Consider the following 23,285-nt stretch of genomic DNA (forward strand, 5'->3'; position numbering starts at 1 on the left):
ACCAACGCACCCGCGACTACCGCGACAAGCACCTCGACGCCGGCTGGACCCTCGCAGCCGTCTACCGTTCCCTCAAACGAGCACTCGCCCGAGAGGTCTACCGCGCCCTGACCGGCCACTGCGAGATCCCGAACTACACCGACCTACGACCCGCCCGCCAAGCCAAGAACATCACCCTCACCAACGCCGCCGAAGCCTGCGGCACCTGGCCCGCACGAATCTCCGAGATCGAACTCGGCAACAGACGCAGCGACGACCTCGCCCACCGCTACCGAGAATGGCTCACAGCAGCTTGACACCAGATAGGAGCATCAGACCCCATCCTCGACCAATGGGCCAACCAACGATGGGAAAACGGACCCCTCGGATACCCCACCAGCAACCCAGCCTTCAACCCCACCACCAAGTGGTACGCCCAAAACTTCCAAGGCGGCCACCTCACCACCCAAAACCCCTGACAACACCTGAGGCCAGGCGGTTCTGCGCATGCAGGCCGTCTGGCCTCGACCTCTTGCGCGACGGCGCTGAGAAGCAACTGGACCTAGCTTCCCTCACGCTCACAGTGAGCAGACAGGTCGACCACACAGGCGCCACATGCCCGGCCGGTGTGATCGAGGCATGGCAATCACCGACACCTTCTCACCGCTGGCGCGCAGCACCTCCGGGTCCACCGCAGCCGGCCCCCTGCTCCAGGCCGAGCCCGCATCCGACCCGGCCACGACCGCGCCGAACCGGTGGGTGGTGCGCGGCTCGGTCGCCGCACTGCTCGTCGCGACCGCGTTCCTCTACATCTGGGGGCTCGGCGCCTCCGGGTATGCCAACTCGTTCTACTCCGCGGCCGCCCAGGCCGGCTCGCAGTCGTGGAAGGCCTTCTTCTTCGGCTCCCTCGACGCGGGCAACGCCATCACCGTCGACAAGCCCCCGGCCTCGCTATGGGTCATGGCGCTCTCGGTCCGGCTGTTCGGGCTGAGCTCGTGGTCCATCCTCGTGCCCGAGGCGCTGCTCGGCGTCGCCTCCGTGGGTGCCCTGTACGCCGCGGTCCGGCGTACGTTCACCGGCGGCGGCGCCGTCACCGCCCGCGCCCACTGGGCCGCGCTGGCCGGTGCGGTCACGTTCGCGCTCACCCCCGCCGCGACGCTGATGTTCCGGTTCAACAACCCCGACGCGCTGCTGGTGTTCCTGCTGACGCTCGCGTCCTACCTCGTGCTGCGTGCCGTCGAGCAGGCCCGCGCCAAGTGGCTCGTCGGCGCCGGCGTACTCATCGGCTTCGCGTTCCTGACGAAGATGCTGCAGGCCTTCCTGGTGCTGCCGGCATTCGTGGTCGCGTACCTCGTCGCCGCCCCCACCACCTGGGGCCGCAAGGTCCTCCACCTGCTGTACGCGTTCGCCGCGATGATCGTCAGCCTCGGCTGGTACGTCGCCATCTTCGAGCTCGTCCCCGACTCGTGGCGCCCCTACATGGGCGGCTCGCAGAACAACTCGATGCTCGAGCTCGTCTTCGGCTACAACGGCCTCGGCCGCATCACCGGCAACGAGGTCGGCTCCGTCACCGGCGGCGGGGGCAACGGCGGCGGCATGTGGGGCCAGACCGGCATCACGCGCATGTTCGACGGCGTCTCCGGCGGCATGGTCGCCTGGCTGATCCCCGCGGCGCTGGTCCTCGCCGCGACGGCGTTCTGGTTCGTGGCCCCCCGCTCGGACGCCCGCCCGACGAGCGGTGTCGCCTCCCCGCAGGCCCGTCAGCGCGCCGGGCTCGTCGTCTTCTCCGGCTGGCTCGTGGTCACCGGGCTGGTGTTCTCGTTCATGGCCGGCATCTACCACGACTACTACACCGTCGCGCTCGCCCCGGCCATCGGCGGCACGCTCGCCATCGCCGCCGCCGTCCTGTACGCCCACCGCGGCCGGCTCGTCGCCCGCCTCGGCCTGGCGGTCGCCACCTCGGCCACCGGCGCCTGGGCCGTCGTCCTGTTCAACCGGGCCGGCGGCAGCTACCGGTACGCCGGCGCCGCCGTCGCCGTCGTCGCCACGATCGCCGCGCTCGGCCTGCTGCTCGCCGACCGACTCCCCCGGCTCGTCGCCCCGTTCGCCCTCGCCCTCGCCTTCGCCGCCGGCACCACCGGCCCGCTCGCGTACTCGATCAACACCGCCGCCACGCCCCACCAGGGCTCCATCGTCACCGCGGGTCCCGTCTCCGGCGGGGGCCCCGGCGGTGGCGGCCGGATGGGTACGCCGCCGCAGGGCGCGCCCGGCCAGACCGGCGCCCCGCAGGGCCAGCCGCCGGCCATGCCCGGCCAGACCGGTACGCAGGGCCAGACCGGTACGCAGGGCCAGAACGGTACGCCGGGCCGCGACGGCGGCCAGGGCGGCCCCGGCGGCCTCCTCGGCGGCGCGAACGTCTCTGCCGAGATGAAGCAGGCGCTGGAGACCAACGCCGACGCGTACACGTGGGTCGCCGCCTCCATCGGCTCGCAGAACGCGGCCAGCTACCAGCTCGCCACCGGCTACCCGGTGATGGCGATCGGTGGCTTCAACGGCTCCGACAACGCCCCCACCCTCGCCCAGTTCCAGCAGATGGTCGCCTCCGGCCAGGTCCACTACTTCATCGCCGGCGGCGGCATGGGCGGCCAGCAGAACGGCGGCTCCAGTGCCGCCAGCGAGATCACGACCTGGGTCACCGAGCACTACACGGCCCAGACCATCGGCTCCACCACCGTCTACGACCTCACCCAGCCTGCGAGCTGACCGTGCGTACCCCGGACCAACCCACGAAGGACACCGACATGACCCTCACCACCACCGCCGCAGCCCCGGCACCCGCGCAGGGCACCGAGACCGCCACCGTCGACATCGTCATCCCCGTCTACAACGAGGAACGCGACCTCGAGGCCTCCGTACGCCGCCTCGACGCCTACTTGGCGGCCGCGTTCCCCTACTCCTACCGGATCACCGTCGCCGACAACGCCTCGACCGACACGACCTGGCAGATCGCCGAGTCGCTCGTCGCCGAGCTCGACCACGTCCACGCCGTGCACCTCGACGCGAAGGGCCGCGGTCGCGCGCTCAAGCAGGCCTGGCTCGACTCGGACGCCACCGTGGTCGCGTACATGGACGTCGACCTGTCCACCGACCTGCGCGCGTTGCTGCCGCTGGTCGCCCCGCTGATCTCCGGCCACTCCGATCTGGCCATCGGCACGCGCCTTGCGTCGTCGAGCCGGGTCGTCCGCGGCCCGAAGCGCGAGCTGATCTCCCGCTGCTACAACCTGATCCTCAGGGGCACGCTGCAGGTGTCGTTCTCCGACGCCCAGTGCGGGTTCAAGGCCATCCGGCGCGACGTCGCCGGCGAGATCCTGCCGCTGTGCGAGGACAACAACTGGTTCTTCGACACCGAGATGCTGGTGCTCGCCCAGCGCACGGGGCTGCGCATCCACGAGGTCCCCGTCGACTGGGTCGACGACCCCCACTCGACGGTCGACATCGTCGCCACCGCCACCGAGGACCTGCGCGGCATCGCCCGCCTCGGTCGCGGCATGCTCACCGGCACGATCCCCGTCGACCGGCTCCGGGCCGAGCTCTCGACCCGCCGCCAGGTGCCGTCGGCCGTGCCCGGCGTACCCAACGGCATGCTCGGCCAGCTCGTGCGCTTCGGCGGCGTGGGCCTGGCCTCGACCCTGGCGTACGTCGTGCTGTTCTGGCTGCTGCGCGGGTCCATGGGCGCCCAGGCCGCCAACCTCGTCACGCTCGTGGTCACCGCGGTGCTCAACACCGCCGCGAACCGACGCCTGACCTTCGGCGTCCGCGGCCGCAGCGGCCTGCTGAAGGACCATGCCGGCGGCCTGTTCGCCTTCGCCGTCGGCCTCGCGCTCACCTCCGGCTCGCTGGCAGTGCTCCACACCTACGCGGTCGCCACCCCGCGCTGGGCCGAGCTCGCGGTGCTGGTCGTGGCGAACGCCATGGCCACGCTGTTCCGCTTCCTGACGCTGCGCCAGCTGATGCACCGTCGGCCCGCGGAGGTCTCGGCCTGAGCCATCTGCGTGCCAAATCAGCGAAAAGTTGCCCCCGGAGGGCCGATCTCGGGCCCCCCGACCCGACTTTTCGCTGATTCGGCACACTGTCACCCTCCGCCCCGGGTCGAGGCCGCTCTTGGCGCAGCGCACCTGGCCGGGTGAGAATCCACGCATGCGCCGCATCCCCCTGCTCGTGGCCCTCGTGCTCGCCGTCGCCGGCATCGGTGTCGTCCGCGCTCCCGAGGCGTCCGCCGCCGTCGACACCGACCGCTTCGTCCGGGCGGTGGCCCCGGCCGCGCAGCGCGCCCACCAGACCTACCGCGTGCCCGCCTCGGTGAGCATCGCCCAGTCGATCCTCGAGTCGGGGTGGGGCCAGTCGGTGCTGAGCCGCTACGGCCACGCCTACTTCGGCATCAAGTGCAAGACCGACTACTCGTCACCGTTCCAGCTGGGCTGCATGGACAAGTCGTCGCTCGAATACTTCGACCCGGCCAACCCGGTGCCGATCGTGAGTGCGTTCCGCACCTACCGCTCGGCCGACGACTCGTTCGCCGACCACGGCTACTTCCTGAAGAACTCGTCGCGCTACGCGGCGGCGTTCTCGACGAACAACCCCGACGACTTCATCCGCGAGGTCGGGCGGGCCGGCTATGCGACCGACCCGGGCTACGCCGACCAGATCATCGGCATCATGGGGCGCTACTCGCTCTACCAGTACGACATCCAGCCGATCTCGCCCACGCCCGTGCCCGTCGACGGCGCCATCGGCGACCGCTACCGGGCGATGGGCGGCGCGTCGTCGGCGCTGTCGTACCCGATCGGCGGCGAACAGGACGGACCCGTCGCCGGCGCCCGCCTCGTACCCTTCAACAAGGGCATGGTCATGTGGCACCCCGCCCACGGCGCGCACGCGCTGACCGCCGAGATCTGGAACCACTACCGCTTCTCCCAGACGGTCCGCGACGCCATGCAGTACGCGACCACCGACGCGTACGCCGTGGGCTCGGCGACCGTGCAGAAGTTCACCGGCGGCGCGATCGTCCGCACCAACAACCAGAACCTTGCCGTGTGGGGCGAGATCGGCCGCAGGTGGACCTCGCTGGGCGCCGAGAAGGGTCGCCTGGGTCTGCCGACGGGCCCCGAGCGCTGCGGGTACGCCGGCGGCGGCTGCTTCCAGACGTTCGCCGGCGGGTCGGTCTACTGGTCGCCCGCGTCCGGGGCCCATCCGCTGTCGGGTCGCATCGGTGACCGCTGGGGCTCGCTGGGCTGGGAGAACGGCCGCCTCGGCTACCCCGTGGGCGATGAGATGTGCGGTCTCGTCCGTGGCGGCTGCTGGCAGCAGTTCCAAGGCGGCCGGCTGTACTGGTCGCCGAAGACCGACGCCCACCCGCTGTGGGGTGCCATCGGCGAGCGGTTCGATGCGATGCGCTTCGAGAACGGCGCGCTCGGCTACCCGACGGGCGGCGAGGCGTGCGGGCTGCGCGAGGGCGGCTGCTGGCAAGGCTTCGAGGGCGGGCTGGTCCACTGGTCGCCGCGCTCCGGCGCATGGCCGGACTGGGGCATGATCCAGAACCACTGGGCGGCCTCGGGCTGGGAGAACGGTCGCTACGGCTACCCGGTCGCATATGAGGAGTGCGGTAGGCCCGGTGGCGTGTTCCAGTGCACCCAGCGCTATCAGGGCGGTGTGATCACCTTCCGCGCCGACCGTGGCACCTTCTGATCGCCCCTCCGGCGGCTAGCGTTCGGTCATGGCCATCGATCCGTCCAAGCCCCTGATGAACCATGAGACGCAGGTCGGCACGTTCGTGCGCGCTGACACGGGCCAGGTCCTGCTCACGGTGCACCTCCGAGAGACCCCGCGGAAGGGTGACACCATCACGTTCGGGGGCGTGCCCTGGCGCATCGAGCACGTCCACTGGACGCCCAACTACCAGGAGCGGTTCAAGGCGATCCAGTTCCATGTGGAGATCCGCTGCGTCCCTGACCTGCGCTGACCCGCCTAGAGGTCAGGTGAGCTCGTCCGGCAGGAGCGACTCCTCGCCGGGCGCGGCCAGCGACAGGCGGGCGCGCTCGACGAAGGCGTGCTGCTCGAGGCGGTCCTCGATGGCCTGCAGGTGCTCGGCGACCACGTGCTCGGTGTGGTCCTCGGCGAGGTCCACCGACGCCACGAGGTAGACCTTCGACGGGCCGACGTACTCCATGTGGAGGTAGGTGATGCGGTCGATCTCGGGCGACTCGAGCATGGCGCGCAGCGCCTGCTGGCGCAGTTCGGGCTCGACGGCCTCGCCGATGAGGAACTGGCCGTTGCGGACAATGAGGATGACCGCGACGCCGCCCAGCAGCACGCCGACGAGGATCGATCCGACCGCGTCGTACGCGGCGTTACCGGTGACCTGGTGCAGGTAGATGCCCCCCGCGGCGAACGCGATCCCGACGAGGGCGGCCGCGTCCTCGAAGAACACGGCGCGCAGCGTGGTCTCGGAGGTCCGCAGGACGAACCGCAGCGGTCTGAGCCCGGCACGCCGGGCCGCCGTCCGCGCCTGGCGGGTCGCCTGGGCGAACGAGACGCCCTCGAGCACGAACGAGATCGCGAGCACGACGTAGGCCACGAGGTAGTCGGACTCCTCCGCGCCGGGGTGGCGCAGCGCCGAGATGCCGTGGGTGATCGACAGGATCGAACCGGCGATGAACAGGCCGAAGGCGGCGACCATCGACCACACGTACGCCTCGCGTCCGTAGCCCATGGGGTGGGATGCGTCACGCGGTTTGCCGGAGCGCCGTTCGGCGACCAGCAGGAGGACCTCGTTGCCCGTGTCGGCCCACGAGTGGGCGGCCTCGGCGACCATCGAGGCCGATCCGGTGAGGAAGGCGGCGACGGACTTCGCGACGGAGATCAGCGCGTTGGCGCCGAGCGCGATCAGGACGGTGAGGAGCCCCTCGGGCTCCGGGGTCGCGCCCGCGGGCGCGGCCCCCCCTGTCGGGGCGGCGGTACTCATGACTCGAGGATACGCCTCCCCGACAGGGTGGTCAGGAATTCAGCCCACCTGTTTGGCGCCGCCCTGCGCCGACGGGTGGGCGGGGACGACCTCGTCGGCCTGGGCGGCGAGGTCGGGGCGGTAGTGGCGCAGCCAGACCCCGATGCGGTGCTCATGCCAGCGAGGCTCGAACTGGGCCAGCGGGATCCACTGGTAGGGCTCGCCCGTCTGGGGGTCGGTGCCGTTGCGGCCGACGTTCTGGCGCCAGGCCTCCTTGGCGACCATCGACTCGTCGATGCGCAGGGGGCCGTGGCCGACGATGCCGGTGCCGGCGGTGAGGTGGGCGGCGAGCTCGCCGGCGAAGTTGACGCCGGCCTGGCCACCCGAGGCGGCGATCGAGTCGAACCCGACACCGCGGGCGGCCGACTTGGCGTCGACGGCGCGCATCGGCAGGATCTGCTGGACCTGGCGCATGTCCTGCCAGGCGATGGAGCGGGTGGCCGAGTCGCCGGTGTAGGTCATCCCCTGCGGGTCGATCGTGAGCGAGATCGTCGAGACGCCCCTGGCGACCTGGGCCATCCTGACCTTGACCATCAGGGCGGTGAACACGATCGCCGCGGCGAACCCGATCCAGGTGGCGGCTGGCAGCTTGATCGCGTTGGTGATCAGGGCGAACAGCAGCCAGCTCACGAGGAACAGCGGGATTCCGAGGATGACCATCGGCACGATGCTTCCCTTGGCGACGTGGTCGCCGGCGGTGAATGTCTCCGGTGTGGTGAAGTCGTCCGTCATACCCCAACGATAGATATGCCCTGGATCACAGACGAGGCGTACGCGTGGGTAGCCCGGAGGGTTCCTGAGTCGCCGGAGCCCGTACGCGATCCCTAGACTGGCGCCCATGAACATCACCCGCGCCGAGCTCGCGCAGTACGTCGACCACACCCTCCTCAAGCCGGAGGCCACCCCGGCCGATGTGCACGCGCTCGCCGCCGAGGCCCGCGAGCTCGGCACGTTCGCGATCTGCGTGTCGCCGTCGATGCTCTCGGTCGCCGCGCTCGGCCAGCCGCTCGACCTGGGCGACGTCGCACTCGCCACCGTCTGCGGGTTCCCGTCCGGCAAGCACGTCGCCGCGGTGAAGGCCGCCGAGGCAGCCCAGGCCGTGGCCGACGGCGCCGACGAGGTCGACATGGTCATCGACTTCGGCCTGCTGAAGGCCGGCAACGTCGACGCGGTCGAGGCCGAGATCCGCGCGGTGCGCGAGGCCATCCCCGGTGCGCTGCTCAAGGTCATCATCGAGTCGGCCGCCCTGACCGACGACGAGATCGTCGCCGCCTGCCAGGCCGCCGAGCGCGCCATGGCCGACTTCGTCAAGACCTCCACCGGCTTCCACCCCAGCGGTGGCGCGTCGGTCCACGCGGTGAAGCTCATGCGCGAGACCGTCGGCGACCGCCTGGGCGTGAAGGCGTCCGGCGGCATCCGCGACCACTCGACCGCCATGGCGATGATCGAGGCAGGCGCCTCGCGCCTCGGCCTGTCCGGCACGCGCGCGGTGCTCGACGGCTGCGCCGACTGACTCTTCCCGGGCGCACCCGGACCTAGGCCGGTGCGGCCGCGCGCAGCGCGGCGATCGAGTCGTCGCTGCAGGTGTCGAAGAACACCCCCACGACGTCGTCGAGGTGGTTCAGCGACTCGGCGGCGAAGAGGATCGGCTGGTAGGCCGTGATGTCGTAGTTCAGCGTGCCCATGTCGAGCAGGTCGAGCCCGCGGATCTCCATGTCGCGGAACTCGTCCATCTCGCCAAAGCTCGACAGGATGCCCGCGCCGTAGGCCTTCAGCACGTCGTCCTCGTAGATCACGCCGAACTCCATCGAGAACCAGAACACGTCGGCGAGGAACTGCATCGCCTCCTCGGTCTCGAGCCGCATCGAGGCTTGGCCGGCGGCCTCGGTGAGGCGCGCGAAACGGGGGCTGGCGAGCTGGTTGCCGTGGCCGATCACCTCATGGATGATGTCCGGCTCGGGCGTGTACAGCGGCTGCGAGGGGTGGCGCAGGTATTGCGTCGAGTTGAACGTACGCCGCCCCAGGTCGCCGTAGAACTGGCGCAGCTCGACCAACCCCGGTGCCGCCGCGTAGCTCCAGCCGCTGAGCGGTTGGATGCGCTCGGTGACCTCGTCGAGCTGGGGGACGCGGTCGGTCGGCAGGGCGAGGGCCTGCTTGGCGCGCAGGTATTCGGAGTGGGCGTACGCCTCGTGCTTGGGCGCGAGCTCGCGGGAGACGGTCGCCCAGACCTCGTTCTCCTCGTCGGTGTAGGCGATGTGCGGCACGGGCTGGCCGGGCTGCCAGGCGACGGCCGCGGCGGCGATGTCGTTGCGGCGGGCCCGGTAGGCCTCGTCCTTGAAGCCCGGGTGGTCCTCGCCGAGGTGGACCTGGACCGAGCCGTCAGCCTCCGCGGTCACCGGTGAGTACAGCTGACCCTCTTCGAACATTCTTCCCCTCCAGCACGTCGTCGTGATGTGGGTCACACGATGCGGGGTGGCGACTTCGTACGCAACACCCTGTGCCGCGCATGGTCAGCCGGCCCACCGGCGTGCAACGAAACCGCCTCATCGCTGGACAATTTGCCCACTCGCGCGACCGGCCGGGGAGGGTGGAATTCTCCGGCGGAGGATTCCGCCGCTGACAAGGTGAGAAGGACCTGCACCGGTGTCTAGGTTGAACCCGAAGCCAGCCCTCGGAGGAAACCATGATCCGCATGCCGCGCCCGGTCGTCGCCACTGTCGCCGCCGTTGCCATCGCCAGCCCGTTCGCCGTGCTCGTGCCGAACGCCCTCGCGGCCAAGGTCGACACCTCCAGCCCCACCGCCTTCATCAAGTCGGTCGCGCCGATGGCCCAGGCCAGCCAGCGCCAGCACGGCGTACCCTCCTCGGTCGCCATGGCCCAGGCCATCCTCGAGTCGGGGTGGGGCAAGTCGACGCTCACCCAGAAGGGCAACGCGTTCTTCGGCATCAAGTGCAGCCGCGCCAGCCAGTACGCCAACGGCTGCATCAACATGCGTACGCGTGAGGTCTACAACGGCAAGGAGGCCTACATCGTCGACGGCTTCCGCACCTACTCCTCCCCCGAGAAGAGCTTCCTCGACCACGGCGACTTCCTGAAGGTCAACTCGCGCTACGCCAAGGCGTTCAGCTACAAGAACGACCCCAAATCGTTCATCCGCGAGGTCCACAAGGCCGGCTACGCCACCGATCCCAACTACACCAAGCTGATTGTCGGGATCATGGACCAGTACAACCTCTACCAGTACGACAAGCTGCCCGCAGTCAAGAAGACCGCGAAGCCCACGAAGTCCGCGAAGCCCACGAAGTCCGCGAAGCCCACGAAGACCGCCACTGCGACCAGGACCACGACACCGACCAAGACCGTCCAGCCCTCGAAGACCGCTACGCCGAAGGTCACGACGACCCCGGTCACCACCACGACCCCCGCCGGCACCGCCACGCCGAAGGCGACCGCCACCTCGACCGTCGTCCCGACGTCGACGGCCACCCCGAAGGCCACGGCGCCCACCACGCCCAGGGCGAGCACGACCGCCACTCCCAAGGCGACCGCCCCCGCCACCACGAAGGCCAGCGCCACCCAGAAGACCACGCAGCCGCCGGCGACGCCGAAGGCGACCTCCACGCCTGACGTCGGCACCGCAACCCCGACCGTCGACCCGCAGACCGACGCTACCCAGACCGGCGGCGGGTCGCTCGACTCCGACAAGTCGTTCCCGACCGACGGCGGCATGCCCGACGGCCGCCCGAACGGCACCGTGAACGCCGCTCCGGCCGACGACCAGCCGGAGGTCCAGCCGACCGACTCGGCCGAGATCCCCGACGAGAAGGACGCCAAGGGCGGTCTGGCCAAGACCGGCCGCTGACGCATCCTGGGCCTACTGACGCACCCTGACCGCTGACGAACGAGGCCCCGCACCGGTGCGGGGCCTCGCGGCGTGCTCGGGAGGGTCAGCCCAGGCCCTTGGCCTTCAGCCACTCGGTGGCGGCCTGCTTGGGTGTCTGGTGCTCGGAGTCGACCAACTTGTTCAACGCCGTGAGGTCGGGCGTGGTCAGGGCCTTCTGGACGGCCTCGATGGCCGCGACCGCCTGGGCGTTGGCCTTCACGTCGGCACGCACCAGCGGGATCACCTGCTGGGGCAGGATCATCTGTTGCGGGTCGGCGAGCTGGACCAGCCAGTTGTCGCTGATCGCCGCGTCGGTGGTGAAGAACGTCGCGACCTGGACCTTGTCGTCCACGAGGTCCTTCACCTTGACGGCGAGTGAGTCGTAGGTCTTGAACTCCTTGAACTTCGCCCCGTAGATGCCCTCGAGCCCCGGGGGACCGTAGGGGCGATCCTTCAGCTCGGCCGGGCCGCCCAGCACGGCCTCGGCGGCGACCTTCTTCAGGTCGGCGAGCGAGGTCAGGCCGTGGGCGTCCGCGTACGGCCTCGTGACGCAGTAGACGTCCTGGTCGGCGGCCGGCGACGCGGCCAGCACGGCGAGGTCGGGCGCGACGTGGGCGGCCAGCGACTTCTCGATCTCGGGCTCGGTGATGGCGGGGTCGTCGGGCGCCAGATATTGGAGCAGGTTGCCGCCGTACTCGGGGATCACCGAGATCGAGCCGTCCTTGAGCGCCTTGATGTAGACCTCACGGCTGCCGATGCCGTGCTTGACCTCGGGGCCGAGCCCCTTCGCGGCCAGCGCGCCGGCGTACAGCTCGGCCAGCACCATCGACTCGGTGAAGTTGGCCGAGCCCAGGACCAGCCTGCCGTTGGCCTCGCCGGGCTTCGGCGCGGACGTCTGGTTGGCCATCGGGTCCTTGCCGAGGCCGCAGGCGGCCAAAGGCAGCGTGCTGGCCGCGGCCAGCAGAGTGCGTCGCTTCATGCGGGTGCTCCTGTCGTTCGGGTCGTGCGGGAATGGGTACGCCGGCCAAGGGACCACATGACGGCTCCCAGCAGCAGGTCGACGGCGATGGCGAGAGCCATGACGAGCACGGCGCCGGAGATCATCTCGGGATAACCGCCCTGACGCTTCTGGCCGTCGATCACGAGGCGACCGAGCCCGCCCGCGGCGGCCATGGCCGCGACGGTCGCGGTGGCGATGACCTGCAACGATGCCGAGCGGAAGCCCGAGACGATCAGCGGCATGGCCAACGGCAGCTCGACGCGGCGGACGACCTCGCCGTCGGTCATGCCCATCGCGTGGGCGGCGAGCACGGCGTCGCGGTCGGCGGCCGCGAACCCGGCGACGGTGCCGCCGAGGATCGGCGGGACGGCCAGCACGGCCAGGGCGAGGACCACCGGCACGAGACCCGTGCCCATCAGGGTCACGACGAGCACCAGCAGGCCGAGCGTGGGGATGGCGCGGGTGGCGTTGGCGAGACCACCGACGACCGCATCGCCGCGGCGCGTGTGGCCGATGAGGATGCCCAGCGGCAGGGCAACGGCCGCCGCGAGGGCGAGGGCAAGGCCCGCGTACGTGAGGTGTTCGAGCAGGCGCGCGGTGATGCCGTCGCTGCCCGCCCAGCTGGCCGGGTCGAGCAGGTGGGAGAACGGGTTCATCGCGCGGCCCCCCGTCGGCCGAGACCGTGCCACGGCAGCAGCACGCGCTGGAAGAACAGAATGATCCCGTCGGCGAGCAGCGCCAGCAGGACGATCACGACGATGCCGACGACGATCGGCGTCGCGAAGCCCTCGCGGAAGCCCTGGTCGAAGTATTGTCCGAGCGCGCCCATCCCGATCACCGCGCCGACCGACACCAGCGAGATGGTCGACACCGTCGCCACGCGCAGCCCGGCGAGGATCACCGGCATCGCCAGCGGCAGCTCGACACCCAGGACGCGACGCAGCGGGCCATAACCCATCGCGACGGCCGACTGGCGCACATGGTCGTCGACCGAGCCGAACCCGTCGGCGACGTTGCGCACCAGCAACGCGAACGTGTAGACCGCCAGCGCGACGACGATGTTCACCGGGTCGAGGATCTGGGTGCCGAGCAGCAGCGGCATCGTGACGAACAGCGCGACCGACGGGATCGCGTACAGCAGGCCGATCAGGGCGAGCCACAGGTTCGACGTGCGGCCCGTGCGGTGGGCGAGCCAGCCGACGGGCAGCGCGAACGCGAGCCCCAGCACGACCGGCAGCACCGACAGCACGACGTGGAGGCCCGTCGTGGCGGCGATCTCGGGAGCGTTGCGCTCGATCCAGGCGACGTCGATCACGAGCGCCTGCGCTTCTTCGCCGCCTTCTCGGCGCGGACACGCTCGGCGGCCTCCTCGGCCTCACGACGGGCCTTCTCCTCGGCCTGTCGCTTCTCTTCGGCGAGCCGCTCGGCCTCGATCCGCTGGCGCTCGGCCTCCTCCTCGGCGTCCTGGATGCGCTGGGCCTGGGTCTCGGCCACGTCGGCGCGATAGCGGCGTACGCGGTCCATGACCTCGGCGACCGGAACCGTGCCGGCATAGCGGCCCGACGGGTGGACTCCGATCGCGAGCCCCACGGGCGAGGTGAGCGCTGCCTCGAGGACGTCGCGAAGCGGGGCGGTCTCGACGTCGAACACCGAGCCGAGGCCTAGCAGCTTGCCGGGGCGCTTCGGGTCGGCCCAGCCGCTCGGGGCGGCCTCGTGGTCGACGACCAGCACGGGCAGCGCACGGTCGTCGCCCTCGCCGTACGCGTGGGCCGCGTTGCGGACCGTGCGCACCGGCTGGAGCTCGAAGCGCTGTCCCTCGGCGAACGTCAGCGCGCGGTAGCCGCGGTCGCGGCCCACGAAGTCGGCCACGAAGTCGTCGGCCGGGTGGTCGAGGATCTCCTGGGGCGAGTCGAACTGCGCCAGCACTCCGCCGGCGCGCAGGACGGCCACGCGGTCACCCATCTGGATGGCTTCGTCCATGTCATGGGTGATCATCACGATGGTCTTGTTGAGCTCGCGCTGGAGACGCTTGACGAGGCCCTGCAGGTCGGTGCGGACGACGGGGTCGACCGCCGAGAACGGCTCGTCCATCAGGAGCAGGTCGGGGTCGGCGGCGAGCGCCCGCGCCACGCCGACCCGCTGCTGCTGGCCGCCGGAGAGCTGGGCGGGGAACTTCGGCCCGAGGCTCGGGTCGAGGCCGACGAGGTCGAGAAGCTCCTTGGCGCGCCGCGTCGTCTTGTTGTCGTTCCAGCCCAACAGCTGGGGGACGGTGGAGATGTTCTCGAGCACCGTGCGGTGGGGGAACAGGCCGCCGTTCTGGATGACGTAGCCCATCTGGCGCCGCAGCACCGTCTTCTTCATGTTCTTGATGGGGGTGTCGTCCCAGACGATCTCGCCGGCGCTCGGCTCGATCATGCGGTTGATCATCCGCAGGGTCGTCGTCTTCCCACACCCGGACGGGCCCACGAAGACCGTGATGCCGTCCGACGGCACGACGAGGTCCAGGTCCACGACGGCCTTCGTGCCGTCGGGGTAGGTCTTCGAGACTCCCTTGAACTCGATCACGCGGGTCCTTCGGTCGGGGTACGCGGACGCGAAGCCCGCTGGGAAGATTTAGGTCGACCCTAGCGCGGGCCACCGACAGACTCTGGCACGTGGGATTACCCACGGGTAACATGTCGGGCACCTGAACATCGGTTTATCGTGAGGCGCACTCTCACCACACCCAACGGAGCGTACGCGTGACCATCGTCCCCATCTCACTGGCGCTGCTGATCACTGTGATCGGCGTGGCCCTGTTCGCCCGCGCGGTCGCCAAGATCGTCGGCGTCATCAAGGTCGGCCAGCCGACCCTCGGCCGGTCCGACGACCCCGCGACCCGCTGGGCGACCCTCTTCAAGGAGTCGTTCGGCCACACGCGCATGCTCCAGTGGTCGAAGGTCGGCGTCGCCCACTGGTTCGTGTTCATCGGGTTCATGTACCTGTTCTTCACGCTCGTGACGGCGTTCGGACAGCTCTTCGCGCCCCACTTCGTGCTGCCGCTGATCGGCCACTGGCCCGTCTACGAGTGGATCACCGAGCTGCTGGCGTGGGTGATGCTCGGCTGCATCCTCTACTTCCTCGCGAACCGCCTGAGCCTGGGCGGCAAGAAGAAGACCGAGGGCCGTCAGGGCCGCTTCTTCGGCTCGCGCTCGTGGCAGGCCTACTACGTCGAGCTCACGATCCTCGGCATCGGCCTGTGCATCCTGTTCCTGCGTGCGCTGGAATACCAGCTCTCGGGTGACAAGCTGCACTTCCCGCTCTCGTTCTTCCTGCTGCCGGCGATGTCGAAGGAGACCGCCGAGACCGCCATCGTGTGGGTCGCGGCGCTGAAGATCATCATCTCGATGGCCTGGTTCTGCGTCATCGGCCTCAACACCACCATGGGCGTGGCCTGGCACCGCTTCACCGCCTGGCCGAACATCTGGTTCAAGCGCGAGTCGAGCGGGCGTACCGCCCTGGGCGCGATCCCGCCGATCAACGTCGACGGCAAGGTCCCCAACCTCGTCGACGAGGAGGAGATGGATGAGGACGTCTTCGCGCGCCTGGGTGTGGGCAAGGTCGAGGACTTCTCCTGGAAGGGCCTGCTGGACTTCACCTCGTGCACCGAGTGTGGTCGCTGCCAGTCGCAGTGCCCCGCCTGGAACACCGAGAAGCCGCTGTCACCGAAGCTGTTGATGATGGGCCTGCGTGAGCATGCGTACGCCAAGGCCCCCTACCTGCAGGCGGCCGAGAGCGCCCGCGGCGGCCTCGACACCGCCGTGCTGGCCGAGGCCGAGCGTCCGCTGGTCGGCGCGACCGTCGGTGACGGCGGCGACGCCCGGGCCGCTGCCGCCGCCCAGGCCCACGGCAACCCGATCTCCATCGGCGTCGACGGCTCGGTCGCCGTCGTCGACCCCGACGTGCTCTGGTCGTGCACCTCGTGCGGCGCCTGCGTCCAGCAGTGCCCCGTCGACATCGAGCACGTCGACCACATCATGGACATGCGCCGCTTCCAGGTCATGGTCGAAGGCGAGTTCCCGTCGGAGCTCAACGGCCTCTACAAGGGTCTGGAGTCGAAGGGCAACCCCTGGAACATGAACCGCAAGGGCCGCATGGACTGGGCCAAGGACCTGCCGTTCGACGTGCCGGTCGTCGGGGAGGACGTCGAGGACCTCACGCGGGTCGAATACCTGTTCTGGGTCGGCTGCGCCGGCGCGTACGAGGACCGCGCGAAGAAGACCACCCAGGCCGTGGCCGAGCTGCTCAACGTCGCCGGGGTGAAGTACGCCGTCCTCGGCAACGGCGAGACCTGCACCGGTGACCCGGCCCGCCGCTCCGGCAACGAGATGGTCTTCCAGCAGCTCGCCGCCGAGAACAAGGCGACGCTGGAGGAGGCCAAGGCGTCGAAGGTCATCACGACCTGTGCCCACTGCCTCAACACGCTGAAGAACGAATACCCGCAGATCGGTGTCGAGCTCGAGGTCGTCCACCACACCCAGCTGCTCAACCGCCTCGTGCGCGACGGCCGCCTGACGCCCGTCGCCGCACCGTCGGGCTCCGTCGCGGGCCGGACGATCACCTACCACGACCCCTGCTACCTGGGTCGCCACAACCAGGTCTACGACGCCCCGCGCGACCTGCTGGGCGCCATCCCCGGCGCGACGTACGCCGAGATGCCGCGCTCGAAGGAGACCTCGTTCTGCTGCGGCGCCGGTGGCGCGCGCATGTGGATGGAGGAGACCATCGGCACGCGCATCAACGTCAACCGCACGTCGGAGGCCCTGACGGTGCTCGGCCAGTCCGAGAACGCCGCCGTCGCGACCGGCTGCCCGTTCTGCCGCGTGATGATCTCCGACGGACTGACCGCCGAGCAGGCCAACGGGCGCGGCGAGAACGTCGAGGTCCTCGACGTCGCCCAGCTGCTGCTCGAGGGCGTACGCCGCGGCATGCCCGAGGCGCCCGCGCTCGAGGCCGACGAGCCCGCGGGCACGATCGCCCAGGAGGCACCCGCCGAGCGCGAGCCCGAGCCCGTTTCGGCAGGCGAGAAGGGCGCCGCAGCCCCGGCGAAGGGCGCGGAGGAGGTCACGGTCGACGAGGCCGCCGACCAGACCGATGCGGGCGACACCGAGGACGCCGACCGCGACAACGAGGCGAAGGCCTCCGAGCCCGCGGCGCAGGCGGGCCGGGACGAGCAGGCGGGCGCCGCCACGAAGGCCGCGGGTGCCGCGGCCGGTGCGGGAGCCGTCGCCGGCGCGATCAGCCTGAAGGACCTCGCGGCGAAGTCGAAGGGCGCCCCGCAGCAGGAGTCCGCCCCGGCCGCCGACGACGCCGAGACCGTCGAGGACGCCGCCCCCGCCGCCGAGCCGGCGCAGCGGGACGAGGACGCCCCGAAGCCGGCCGCCAAGCCGGCTGGCGGCGCGATCAGCCTCAAGGACCTCGCGGCCCAGGCCAAGGGTGCTACGCCCGCGGCCAAGCCCGCCTCGGACGCCCCGGCGGAGTCCCCCGCCCCGGCCCCCGAGTCGGCACCGCGCGACGAGGAGCCGGCCGCCGACGAGCCCAAGACGCCGAGCACGACCAAGGCCGCCGCGGGCGGTGCCGCCGCGGCCGCCGGGGCGATCAGCCTCAAGGACCTCGCGGCCAAGGCCAAGGGCCAGCCCGCGGCCGACCCGAAGGGTGCCGAGGAGCCCTCGAAGGACGCGGAGCCGAAGCAGGACACCGAGCCCGAGCCGGAGGCGCCCGAGCCCGACGTCGCGGTCGAGACCGAGACCGAGGGCGGCCCCGCCGACCAGCGGGCCGCGGCGGCCCAGGGCGAGGCGCCGACGGTGAAGCCCGCCGCCGCGGGCGCGGCCGCCGGTGCGATCTCGCTCGGCGCGCTCGCGGCGATGGCCAAGGGCGGCACGCCCCAGGCGCCGGCGCAGGAGCAGCAGGCCGCCGAGCCCGTTCCCGCCGAGGCCGAGACGCCTACCGAAACCGAGACCCCCACCGAGACCGAGGCGCCGACCGAGACCGAGGAGACCCCGGTCGAGGCAGTCCCGGCCGAGGAGGCTCTGGCTGAGGAGGCTCCGGCCGATGAGGCTCCGGCGGCGAAGCCGGCGCTGAAGGCCACGGGCGCGGCGATCAGCCTGAGCGCGCTCGCCGCGATGGCCAAGGGCCAGTCCCCTGCCGATACGGGCAAGGTGCCCGACACGGGCGAGGGGGCCGACACGGTCGAGGACGTCGACGCCGACGCACGGGTCGAAGAGTCGTCCGCGACCGAGACCGCCGATCCCGAGCCCGAAACCGCGCCGGTCGACACCGCCGAGCCCACCCAGCAGGACGCCGACGGCCAAGTGCCCGACGCGGAGGTGGCCCACAGGTCCGGCGCCGGGGTGGCCGAGGAGGCCGACGCCCAACAGGCCGAGGAGCCCGCAATCGACCAGGTGCCCGAGGTGGAGGAGCAGGGCACCGAGCCCGAGGCCCAGCCCCAGGCACAGGAGTCCGCGTACGGCTCGCAGGCGAGCTACGGCGGCCAGGGTGGCTACGGCGACCAGGCGGGCTACGGGGCGACGGCGGCGTACGGCGGCGCCGCAGGCCACGGGACGGACGCGGAGCCCAGCGCTCCCGCCGAACCCGCCGAGCCCGGCGCGAGGATCACCCTCGCCCAGCTCGCCGACATGGTGAAGCGCAACCGCGGCTGACACCGCGACAACGGCCCAGGGCCCGGGAGCGATCCCGGGCCCTGGGCCGTTCCTCGTCGGCTCGAGCCCTCAGCCCCAGTTCTTCGCGTCGGTCACACAGAAGGGATGCCCGGCGGGGTCGAGGAGCACCACCCACGTCTCCCCCGGCTGGTCGTCGGGGCGCGTGGCGCCGAGCTCGACGCAGCGCGCGACGGCGGCCTCCACGTCGTCGGCGGCCAGGTCGAGGTGGAACTGCTTGCGGCCGCTGTCGGGCCACGTCGGGGGCTGGAAGTCGTCGACCCTCCCGATGCCCAGCGCGTGGGAGGGCCCGGCCAGCATGGCGTAGTCGTCGTCGGCGTACGCGGTCGGCCAGCCCAGGACCTGCGACCAGAACGCGGCGAGTGGGGCGGGATCGGCGGCATCGAGGGTGATCATGGCGAGGCGGGCGGCGGCGGGATTCTGCATGTCAGTCATGCCCATCATGCTGGTGCCCCGCCCGGGGACTGGCTTGCACGAACGCGACAGCCTCAGCCCGCTCGGAACGTCAGGCGCTCCCCGAGCGGCACCGGCCCCACGACGAGCAGGTGGACCTGGACGACCACGCGATGGTCGGCGTGCCGCCACAGCGCCTCCAGCCGGTCGCGGTCGGTGTCGAGCCTCCCCGCCAACGCAGCCTCGGCCAGGGCAATGCCGGCGGCGGGCAACGGATCCCGTTCGAGCAGCGCCCGCAGCACGTGCGGCACGCCGCCGCGCTCGTCACCGTGCCAGCGCGGCGGCCACGTCGGCGTGCAGGAGCGCTCCGGGGGCGTACGCCGGCCCTCGCGCTTGGCGGCAATCCTCAGGGCGGCGTACGCCTCGCCGGCGCGCTGACACCGCCCCCGCACTGCGACGAGCTCGGCCACGGCCGGGGCCAGCGTACGAGGATCGCTGCTGAGGCCCACACGCTCGGCCAGGTAGGACCGGGTCGCCCGGTAGCCGAGCGGCCCGCCCAGCTCCACGCACGTGCTGAACGCCCGGAACCGGCGCCCCGCCGGCAGGGCGGGATCCAGCGCCCTCTCGACCTCTCTCCCGAAACCCATGCGGGTGAGGATAGGTGCCCCCGCGTGTCATGCTGGCGTCATGACCGTCACCAGGTCGCGCGTGAGCGACGCGCCCGCCCACATGCTGGGCCGCGTGCTGCGCCCCGACGAGCTGCTGTCGCGGGCCACCTACGGGTTCGCGCCGCCCGACCCGGCGCTCGAGCCGTGGGTGGAGCGCTACTGGTCGGTGGCGTGGCGCATGGAGCCCGGCGTGCACTTCCGCACCGCCACGCTCAGCGAGCCGGCGGTGAACCTCACCCTCGAGCGCGGCGACCTCGCGCGCGCCGGCGCGACGAGCGCGGGCACATGGCTGACCGGCCCCGCCGACCGGGGCGAGTTCGGCGTCACCCTGTTCGGCACCGGCAGCGTCGTCGGCATCAAGTTCCGCGTCGGCGGGGTCCTCGCGTACGCCGACGTGGCCCCGGCCGCGCTCCACGGCACCACCGTCCCCGCCGGGCGCTGGTTCCCCGACCTCGGCGCGCAGTGGGCCGACCTGCCCCCGTCGGCGCAGGACGCCGCGCCCCGCCTCGACGCGTGGCTGCTGGCCCGCACGCCCGCCGAGCCCGACCCGGCGTACGCGCGCTTCCGGCGCTGGCTCGACCTGCTCGCCGACCCGCGGGTGACGCGCCTCGACCAGCTCGCCGAGCGGGCCGGCTGCGATGTGCGGACGCTGCAGCGGACGTTCAAGAGGTACGCGGGGGTGGGCCCCAAGTGGCTGCTCACCCGCGCCCGTGTCATCGACGCGGTCGCGGCGCTCGACCGCGGCCACGACGGGACGCTCGCCGACCTCGCCCACGAGCTCGGCTGGTTCGACCAGGCCCACTTCAGCCGCGACTTCCGCCGGGTGACCGGCGAGACGCCGCGGAACTATCAGTCACGACGTCTTGGGTGATGTGTCATGTTGGTTCAAACGTTCCCCTCCGGTGGTAAAGGCTCCGCTTAGGCAACGCCTTGCAAGCACGAGAGTGCGGCTGCGTGCCGGAGGGGTCATTCAATTCAGTAGTAGTGGTGCCGCGCGCGAACAGATCGAACTCTTCGATCTGCCGCGCCATGCGCGGCATCGAGTGGAGCGGCACGGGATCGTTGTGCTTCAGGTCTCCTTCATCGGTCCCACCGATGAGGCTCATGACACGTCGCCGTCGACGTAGAACCAGCGGCCCGCCCGCTGCTCGAACCGCGAACGCTCGTGCATCACGTGGCGCTTGCCGCGCATCAGGAACGTCGCGGTGAACTCGACCTCGTCGCCGGCCGCGTCCACGACCTCCAGCCCCACCAACCACCGACTGCTGGCCACCAGCACCCACCTCGGTCTGGCGTACGCCGACGGGCTCGACCTGTACGACTACGGCCCCTTCCCCTACGCCGCCCCCGGCGACGGGCAGATCTGCGGCGACCTGTTCGACGTGGACGCACGCACCCTGCAGCGCCTCGACCACCTCGAGGGGTTCGACCCCCGCTCTCCCCAGACCAGCCACTACACCCGCGAGACCCGCGAGGTCCGCACCCCCGCCGGCATCACCGTCCGCGCGTGGATCTACCTCGCCGGTCCCCACACCGTTGTCACGCACTACCCCCGCATCTCCAGCGGGGACTGGAACCAGAGGTGAACATCATGTGCGGCCTGTACGGGGTCATCACCCCCACCCGACACCCCCTGACCATCCACGACTCCCTCAACCTCAGCCTGCTCGCCGAGCAGGCCACCGAGCGCGGCCACGACTCAGCCGGCTACGCCGCTCGCACCGATGACGCGGGCTGGTCTCGTCGCCTCACCCTCACCCCGGCCAGCCTCCGGTTCCCCGCCACTCCGACGTACGCCGTCATCGGCCACACCCGCCACGCCACGCAGGGGGCGATCAGCCTGCGCACCGCGTCCCCGCTGAGCTGCGGCACCCTGCTGGGCACCCACAACGGCGACGTCGACATCGACTCCCTCGACCACCACTACGTCCTCCCCCACGACACGACCGACTCCGCCCACCTCTTCGCCGCTCTCGCACCGGCCCATGCCCGCACCCGGTTCCGCACGGCGCACGTCGTCAGGGTCCTGACCAACATGCGAGGCCGTGCCGCACTCGCGTGGACCGACACCGCCCACCCCAGCGGCCGTGTCTGGCTCGCACGCGCCGGCCTCTCCCCGCTGGCGGTCGGCCTCGACGACCTCGGCCGCCTGTGGTGGGCCTCCAACCCCGAATGGCTCGAGGCGATCGGCGTGGAGGACACATGGCTGCTCGACGAGGGCACCCTGTGGCGGCTGACCCCCCAGGCCCACAGCGTGAACTGGCACTTCCAGGCCGCGTTCAAGCCGACGATCCGAAGCCGCGACCTGCGCCTGCACCGCGCCGTGTGGCGCAGCTTCTCCCCCGAGCGGGCCGCCACCTACGCCGCCGCGCGACACCATCGCGTCGGCGCCTGACGGAGCACTCCCACGCGCGCCATCGTCCTCGACCCCCCGGCGACGTGGAGAGTCCACGACCTCGCCGGCGATGACCTCACCGTCATCGTCGGCAGGTCCCCCGCCACGATCCCCCTCAGCCCCCAGATCATCCTGCACACCGATCCCCGGTCCCTCACCCCCAACCCGCTCGCCTCGGCCCTTCTGCCCACCCTGGGCCACCAGCTGCGCCACCTGTGCGGCAGCGCAGTGATCACCGCCAGCCACGGCGGCGACATCCCCTCCGCCCCGCTGTCGACCCTCACGCACGCGCTGGCGGTCCTGTCCAACAACGACGTCCTGCTCGCCGCGCACACCGCCGCGATCAACATCACCCGCCAGTGGGGGTCACATCCCACCCCCGAGCCCGGCCCTCTGTGAGTGAAAGGAGCCACCCATCATGACGATCTCGCTGCACCCCGACCCCGACTGGGTCGACGCCCACACCTACCGCACCCACGTCACCCAGCTGCTGACGGCCACGGGGATCTCCTGGCGGCTCCTGGCCGCGTACGCAGGGCTCTCCCCCCGGGCACTCGACACGCTCCTCCACGGCCGCGCAGGCCGCCGCGTACGCGTCATCCACGTCACCATCGCCCGAGCCCTCAACTCCCTCGACGCCGACACCCTCACCGACGCCGAGACCACCTGGATCGACAAGCGCACCCCCCACCACCTGCTGGGCTGCCTGCAGATGCTCGGCCACGACCTCCACACCCTGCCCTGGGTCACCCCCGACGACATCCACGCCCTGCAGGACGTCGACGACTGCCGCTGCACCGCCGCCACCAGCGCGCGCGTCCAGGCCGCCTACGACCTCCTCACCACCCACCCCATCCCGGCCGCCGCAGCCGCCTGAACGAAAGCACCCCCGATGACCACCACCCCCCTGCCCGTAGACTCGACCGACACCACGTTGGACAGAAGGCAGGACATGGCGCTCTACCGCGGGACCACCAGCGACGACGGACACACTCTCCACCTCACCATCGAGACCCGCCGACGCACCCCGATCGACGCCAAGAACGCCGCCGACCTCGACGACCCCGCCGGCTACGAGTGGCTCGTCGTGGCCACACACCCCCTCACACGTCCCACCGGCAAACCGGCTCATCCCAAAGCAGGGTGGGTTCTGAATCCGCCGGTCTCGAGTAGGCATCGGGCGATGTAGTT

25 protein-coding genes are annotated in these 23,285 nt (G+C 71.1%); 14 read left to right on the forward strand and 11 right to left on the reverse strand.

Annotated features, from left to right (window positions below):
* The 5 genes from ACYVGD_RS02355 to ACYVGD_RS02375 form a co-directional block, all read left to right on the forward strand.
* On the forward strand, positions 1 to 296 hold a 296-nt coding region (locus ACYVGD_RS02355; protein WP_460741368.1), incomplete at its 5' end, for a hypothetical protein.
* Between the two features lie 322 nt (positions 297 to 618).
* Positions 619 to 2,742, forward strand: a complete 2,124-nt coding sequence (locus ACYVGD_RS02360) for an ArnT family glycosyltransferase (RefSeq protein ID WP_460741369.1) — start codon at positions 619 to 621, stop codon at positions 2,740 to 2,742.
* A 38-nt stretch (positions 2,743 to 2,780) separates the two neighbouring features.
* Positions 2,781 to 4,022, forward strand: a complete 1,242-nt coding sequence (locus tag ACYVGD_RS02365; protein WP_460741370.1) for a bifunctional glycosyltransferase family 2/GtrA family protein — start codon at positions 2,781 to 2,783, stop codon at positions 4,020 to 4,022.
* A gap of 154 nt (positions 4,023 to 4,176) precedes the next feature.
* Positions 4,177 to 5,724: a glucosaminidase domain-containing protein gene (locus tag ACYVGD_RS02370; protein ID WP_460741371.1), complete on the forward strand. Its 1,548-nt coding sequence runs from the start codon at positions 4,177 to 4,179 to the stop codon at positions 5,722 to 5,724.
* 28 nt (positions 5,725 to 5,752) lie between these two features.
* Positions 5,753 to 5,998 (forward strand): hypothetical protein, encoded by a 246-nt coding sequence (locus tag ACYVGD_RS02375; RefSeq protein WP_460741372.1) that lies wholly within the window; start codon positions 5,753 to 5,755, stop codon positions 5,996 to 5,998.
* Between the two features lie 12 nt (positions 5,999 to 6,010).
* Here the strand turns inward: ACYVGD_RS02375 and ACYVGD_RS02380 are convergent, their stop codons facing one another.
* Together ACYVGD_RS02380 and ACYVGD_RS02385 are read right to left on the reverse strand one after the other, a co-directional pair.
* Positions 6,011 to 7,000 (reverse strand): cation diffusion facilitator family transporter, encoded by a 990-nt coding sequence (locus tag ACYVGD_RS02380; protein WP_460741373.1) that lies wholly within the window; start codon positions 6,998 to 7,000, stop codon positions 6,011 to 6,013.
* Positions 7,001 to 7,039: 39 nt separating this feature from the next.
* Positions 7,040 to 7,771, reverse strand: coding sequence for a hypothetical protein (locus tag ACYVGD_RS02385; RefSeq protein WP_460741374.1), 732 nt, complete (start codon positions 7,769 to 7,771; stop codon positions 7,040 to 7,042).
* Positions 7,772 to 7,877: 106 nt separating this feature from the next.
* Here ACYVGD_RS02385 and deoC point away from each other — a divergent pair, with 106 nt between their 5' ends.
* Complete coding sequence (gene deoC, locus ACYVGD_RS02390; RefSeq protein ID WP_460741375.1) at positions 7,878 to 8,552, forward strand: deoxyribose-phosphate aldolase; 675 nt, start codon at positions 7,878 to 7,880, stop codon at positions 8,550 to 8,552.
* A gap of 22 nt (positions 8,553 to 8,574) precedes the next feature.
* On the opposite strand, the gene ACYVGD_RS02395 is transcribed toward deoC, so the two are convergent.
* A complete protein-coding gene (locus ACYVGD_RS02395; RefSeq protein ID WP_460741376.1) occupies positions 8,575 to 9,465 on the reverse strand; it encodes a phenylalanine 4-monooxygenase in 891 nt (296 codons plus the stop codon).
* Positions 9,466 to 9,722: 257 nt separating this feature from the next.
* Here ACYVGD_RS02395 and ACYVGD_RS02400 point away from each other — a divergent pair, with 257 nt between their 5' ends.
* Entirely contained in the window at positions 9,723 to 10,901 is a 1,179-nt protein-coding gene (locus ACYVGD_RS02400; RefSeq protein WP_460741377.1) for a glucosaminidase domain-containing protein, read from the forward strand.
* An 85-nt stretch (positions 10,902 to 10,986) separates the two neighbouring features.
* On the opposite strand, the gene ACYVGD_RS02405 is transcribed toward ACYVGD_RS02400, so the two are convergent.
* From ACYVGD_RS02405 to ACYVGD_RS02420, 4 genes are read right to left on the reverse strand one after another with little or no spacing between them, the layout of a single operon-like run.
* Positions 10,987 to 11,901 carry an ABC transporter substrate-binding protein gene (locus ACYVGD_RS02405; protein WP_460741378.1) on the reverse strand — a complete coding sequence of 305 codons (915 nt, stop codon included), beginning with the start codon at positions 11,899 to 11,901 and terminating at the stop codon, positions 10,987 to 10,989.
* Positions 11,898 to 12,578, reverse strand: a complete 681-nt coding sequence (locus tag ACYVGD_RS02410) for an ABC transporter permease (protein WP_460741379.1) — start codon at positions 12,576 to 12,578, stop codon at positions 11,898 to 11,900. The genes ACYVGD_RS02405 and ACYVGD_RS02410 overlap by 4 nt, the downstream gene beginning before the upstream one ends.
* Positions 12,575 to 13,237 carry an ABC transporter permease gene (locus tag ACYVGD_RS02415; protein WP_460741380.1) on the reverse strand — a complete coding sequence of 221 codons (663 nt, stop codon included), beginning with the start codon at positions 13,235 to 13,237 and terminating at the stop codon, positions 12,575 to 12,577. The genes ACYVGD_RS02410 and ACYVGD_RS02415 overlap by 4 nt, the downstream gene beginning before the upstream one ends.
* Positions 13,234 to 14,487 carry an ABC transporter ATP-binding protein gene (locus ACYVGD_RS02420; protein WP_460741381.1) on the reverse strand — a complete coding sequence of 418 codons (1,254 nt, stop codon included), beginning with the start codon at positions 14,485 to 14,487 and terminating at the stop codon, positions 13,234 to 13,236. The genes ACYVGD_RS02415 and ACYVGD_RS02420 overlap by 4 nt, the downstream gene beginning before the upstream one ends.
* A gap of 176 nt (positions 14,488 to 14,663) precedes the next feature.
* Between ACYVGD_RS02420 and ACYVGD_RS02425 the strand changes: the two genes are divergently transcribed.
* Positions 14,664 to 18,620 carry a heterodisulfide reductase-related iron-sulfur binding cluster gene (locus ACYVGD_RS02425; RefSeq protein ID WP_460741382.1) on the forward strand — a complete coding sequence of 1,319 codons (3,957 nt, stop codon included), beginning with the start codon at positions 14,664 to 14,666 and terminating at the stop codon, positions 18,618 to 18,620.
* 69 nt (positions 18,621 to 18,689) lie between these two features.
* On the opposite strand, the gene ACYVGD_RS02430 is transcribed toward ACYVGD_RS02425, so the two are convergent.
* The gene (locus tag ACYVGD_RS02430; RefSeq protein ID WP_460741383.1) at positions 18,690 to 19,073 is read right to left on the reverse strand and encodes a VOC family protein; all 384 of its coding nucleotides are present in this window, start codon (positions 19,071 to 19,073) and stop codon (positions 18,690 to 18,692) included.
* 53 nt (positions 19,074 to 19,126) lie between these two features.
* Positions 19,127 to 19,678, reverse strand: coding sequence for a hypothetical protein (locus ACYVGD_RS02435; RefSeq protein ID WP_460741384.1), 552 nt, complete (start codon positions 19,676 to 19,678; stop codon positions 19,127 to 19,129).
* A gap of 40 nt (positions 19,679 to 19,718) precedes the next feature.
* On the opposite strand from ACYVGD_RS02435, the gene ACYVGD_RS02440 reads away from it, so the two are divergent.
* Positions 19,719 to 20,570 (forward strand): AraC family transcriptional regulator, encoded by an 852-nt coding sequence (locus tag ACYVGD_RS02440; RefSeq protein WP_460741385.1) that lies wholly within the window; start codon positions 19,719 to 19,721, stop codon positions 20,568 to 20,570.
* Between the two features lie 4 nt (positions 20,571 to 20,574).
* On the opposite strand, the gene ACYVGD_RS02445 is transcribed toward ACYVGD_RS02440, so the two are convergent.
* Both ACYVGD_RS02445 and ACYVGD_RS02450 read right to left on the reverse strand, forming a co-directional pair.
* Entirely contained in the window at positions 20,575 to 20,805 is a 231-nt protein-coding gene (locus ACYVGD_RS02445; RefSeq protein WP_460741386.1) for a hypothetical protein, read from the reverse strand.
* Complete coding sequence (locus tag ACYVGD_RS02450; RefSeq protein ID WP_460741387.1) at positions 20,802 to 20,891, reverse strand: YchJ family metal-binding protein; 90 nt, start codon at positions 20,889 to 20,891, stop codon at positions 20,802 to 20,804. The genes ACYVGD_RS02445 and ACYVGD_RS02450 overlap by 4 nt, the downstream gene beginning before the upstream one ends.
* Positions 20,892 to 20,904: 13 nt before the next feature.
* On the opposite strand from ACYVGD_RS02450, the gene ACYVGD_RS02455 reads away from it, so the two are divergent.
* From ACYVGD_RS02455 to ACYVGD_RS02475, 5 genes are all read left to right on the forward strand, one after another.
* On the forward strand, positions 20,905 to 21,285 hold the full coding sequence (locus ACYVGD_RS02455; protein WP_460741388.1) for a gamma-glutamylcyclotransferase family protein: 381 nt from the start codon (positions 20,905 to 20,907) through the stop codon (positions 21,283 to 21,285).
* A 5-nt stretch (positions 21,286 to 21,290) separates the two neighbouring features.
* On the forward strand, positions 21,291 to 22,094 hold the full coding sequence (locus tag ACYVGD_RS02460; RefSeq protein WP_460741393.1) for a class II glutamine amidotransferase: 804 nt from the start codon (positions 21,291 to 21,293) through the stop codon (positions 22,092 to 22,094).
* Between the two features lie 228 nt (positions 22,095 to 22,322).
* Complete coding sequence (locus ACYVGD_RS02465) at positions 22,323 to 22,493, forward strand: hypothetical protein (protein WP_460741390.1); 171 nt, start codon at positions 22,323 to 22,325, stop codon at positions 22,491 to 22,493.
* A gap of 19 nt (positions 22,494 to 22,512) precedes the next feature.
* Positions 22,513 to 22,971 carry a hypothetical protein gene (locus ACYVGD_RS02470; protein ID WP_460741391.1) on the forward strand — a complete coding sequence of 153 codons (459 nt, stop codon included), beginning with the start codon at positions 22,513 to 22,515 and terminating at the stop codon, positions 22,969 to 22,971.
* A gap of 15 nt (positions 22,972 to 22,986) precedes the next feature.
* On the forward strand, positions 22,987 to 23,283 hold the full coding sequence (locus ACYVGD_RS02475; RefSeq protein WP_460741392.1) for a hypothetical protein: 297 nt from the start codon (positions 22,987 to 22,989) through the stop codon (positions 23,281 to 23,283).
* Positions 23,284 to 23,285: the final 2 nt, after the last annotated feature.

This window comes from Mariniluteicoccus endophyticus, from assembly GCF_054780035.1.

Excerpts from the sequence above, each read along its gene's own strand:
- ACYVGD_RS02360 (WP_460741369.1), top strand. The coding sequence starts at position 619 with ATGGCAATCACCGACACCTTCTCACCGCTGGCGCGCAGCACCTCCGGG.
- ACYVGD_RS02365 (WP_460741370.1), top strand. The coding sequence starts at position 2,781 with ATGACCCTCACCACCACCGCCGCAGCCCCGGCACCCGCGCAGGGCACC.
- ACYVGD_RS02370 (WP_460741371.1), top strand. The coding sequence starts at position 4,177 with ATGCGCCGCATCCCCCTGCTCGTGGCCCTCGTGCTCGCCGTCGCCGGC.
- ACYVGD_RS02375 (WP_460741372.1), top strand. The coding sequence starts at position 5,753 with ATGGCCATCGATCCGTCCAAGCCCCTGATGAACCATGAGACGCAGGTC.
- ACYVGD_RS02380 (WP_460741373.1), bottom strand. The coding sequence starts at position 7,000 with ATGAGTACCGCCGCCCCGACAGGGGGGGCCGCGCCCGCGGGCGCGACC.
- ACYVGD_RS02385 (WP_460741374.1), bottom strand. The coding sequence starts at position 7,771 with ATGACGGACGACTTCACCACACCGGAGACATTCACCGCCGGCGACCAC.
- deoC (WP_460741375.1), top strand. The coding sequence starts at position 7,878 with ATGAACATCACCCGCGCCGAGCTCGCGCAGTACGTCGACCACACCCTC.
- ACYVGD_RS02395 (WP_460741376.1), bottom strand. The coding sequence starts at position 9,465 with ATGTTCGAAGAGGGTCAGCTGTACTCACCGGTGACCGCGGAGGCTGAC.
- ACYVGD_RS02400 (WP_460741377.1), top strand. The coding sequence starts at position 9,723 with ATGATCCGCATGCCGCGCCCGGTCGTCGCCACTGTCGCCGCCGTTGCC.
- ACYVGD_RS02405 (WP_460741378.1), bottom strand. The coding sequence starts at position 11,901 with ATGAAGCGACGCACTCTGCTGGCCGCGGCCAGCACGCTGCCTTTGGCC.
- ACYVGD_RS02410 (WP_460741379.1), bottom strand. The coding sequence starts at position 12,578 with ATGAACCCGTTCTCCCACCTGCTCGACCCGGCCAGCTGGGCGGGCAGC.
- ACYVGD_RS02430 (WP_460741383.1), bottom strand. The coding sequence starts at position 19,073 with ATGACTGACATGCAGAATCCCGCCGCCGCCCGCCTCGCCATGATCACC.
- ACYVGD_RS02435 (WP_460741384.1), bottom strand. The coding sequence starts at position 19,678 with ATGGGTTTCGGGAGAGAGGTCGAGAGGGCGCTGGATCCCGCCCTGCCG.
- ACYVGD_RS02440 (WP_460741385.1), top strand. The coding sequence starts at position 19,719 with ATGACCGTCACCAGGTCGCGCGTGAGCGACGCGCCCGCCCACATGCTG.
- ACYVGD_RS02445 (WP_460741386.1), bottom strand. The coding sequence starts at position 20,805 with ATGAGCCTCATCGGTGGGACCGATGAAGGAGACCTGAAGCACAACGAT.
- ACYVGD_RS02450 (WP_460741387.1), bottom strand. The coding sequence starts at position 20,891 with ATGCGCGGCAAGCGCCACGTGATGCACGAGCGTTCGCGGTTCGAGCAG.
- ACYVGD_RS02460 (WP_460741393.1), top strand. The coding sequence starts at position 21,291 with ATGTGCGGCCTGTACGGGGTCATCACCCCCACCCGACACCCCCTGACC.
- ACYVGD_RS02470 (WP_460741391.1), top strand. The coding sequence starts at position 22,513 with ATGACGATCTCGCTGCACCCCGACCCCGACTGGGTCGACGCCCACACC.
- ACYVGD_RS02475 (WP_460741392.1), top strand. The coding sequence starts at position 22,987 with ATGACCACCACCCCCCTGCCCGTAGACTCGACCGACACCACGTTGGAC.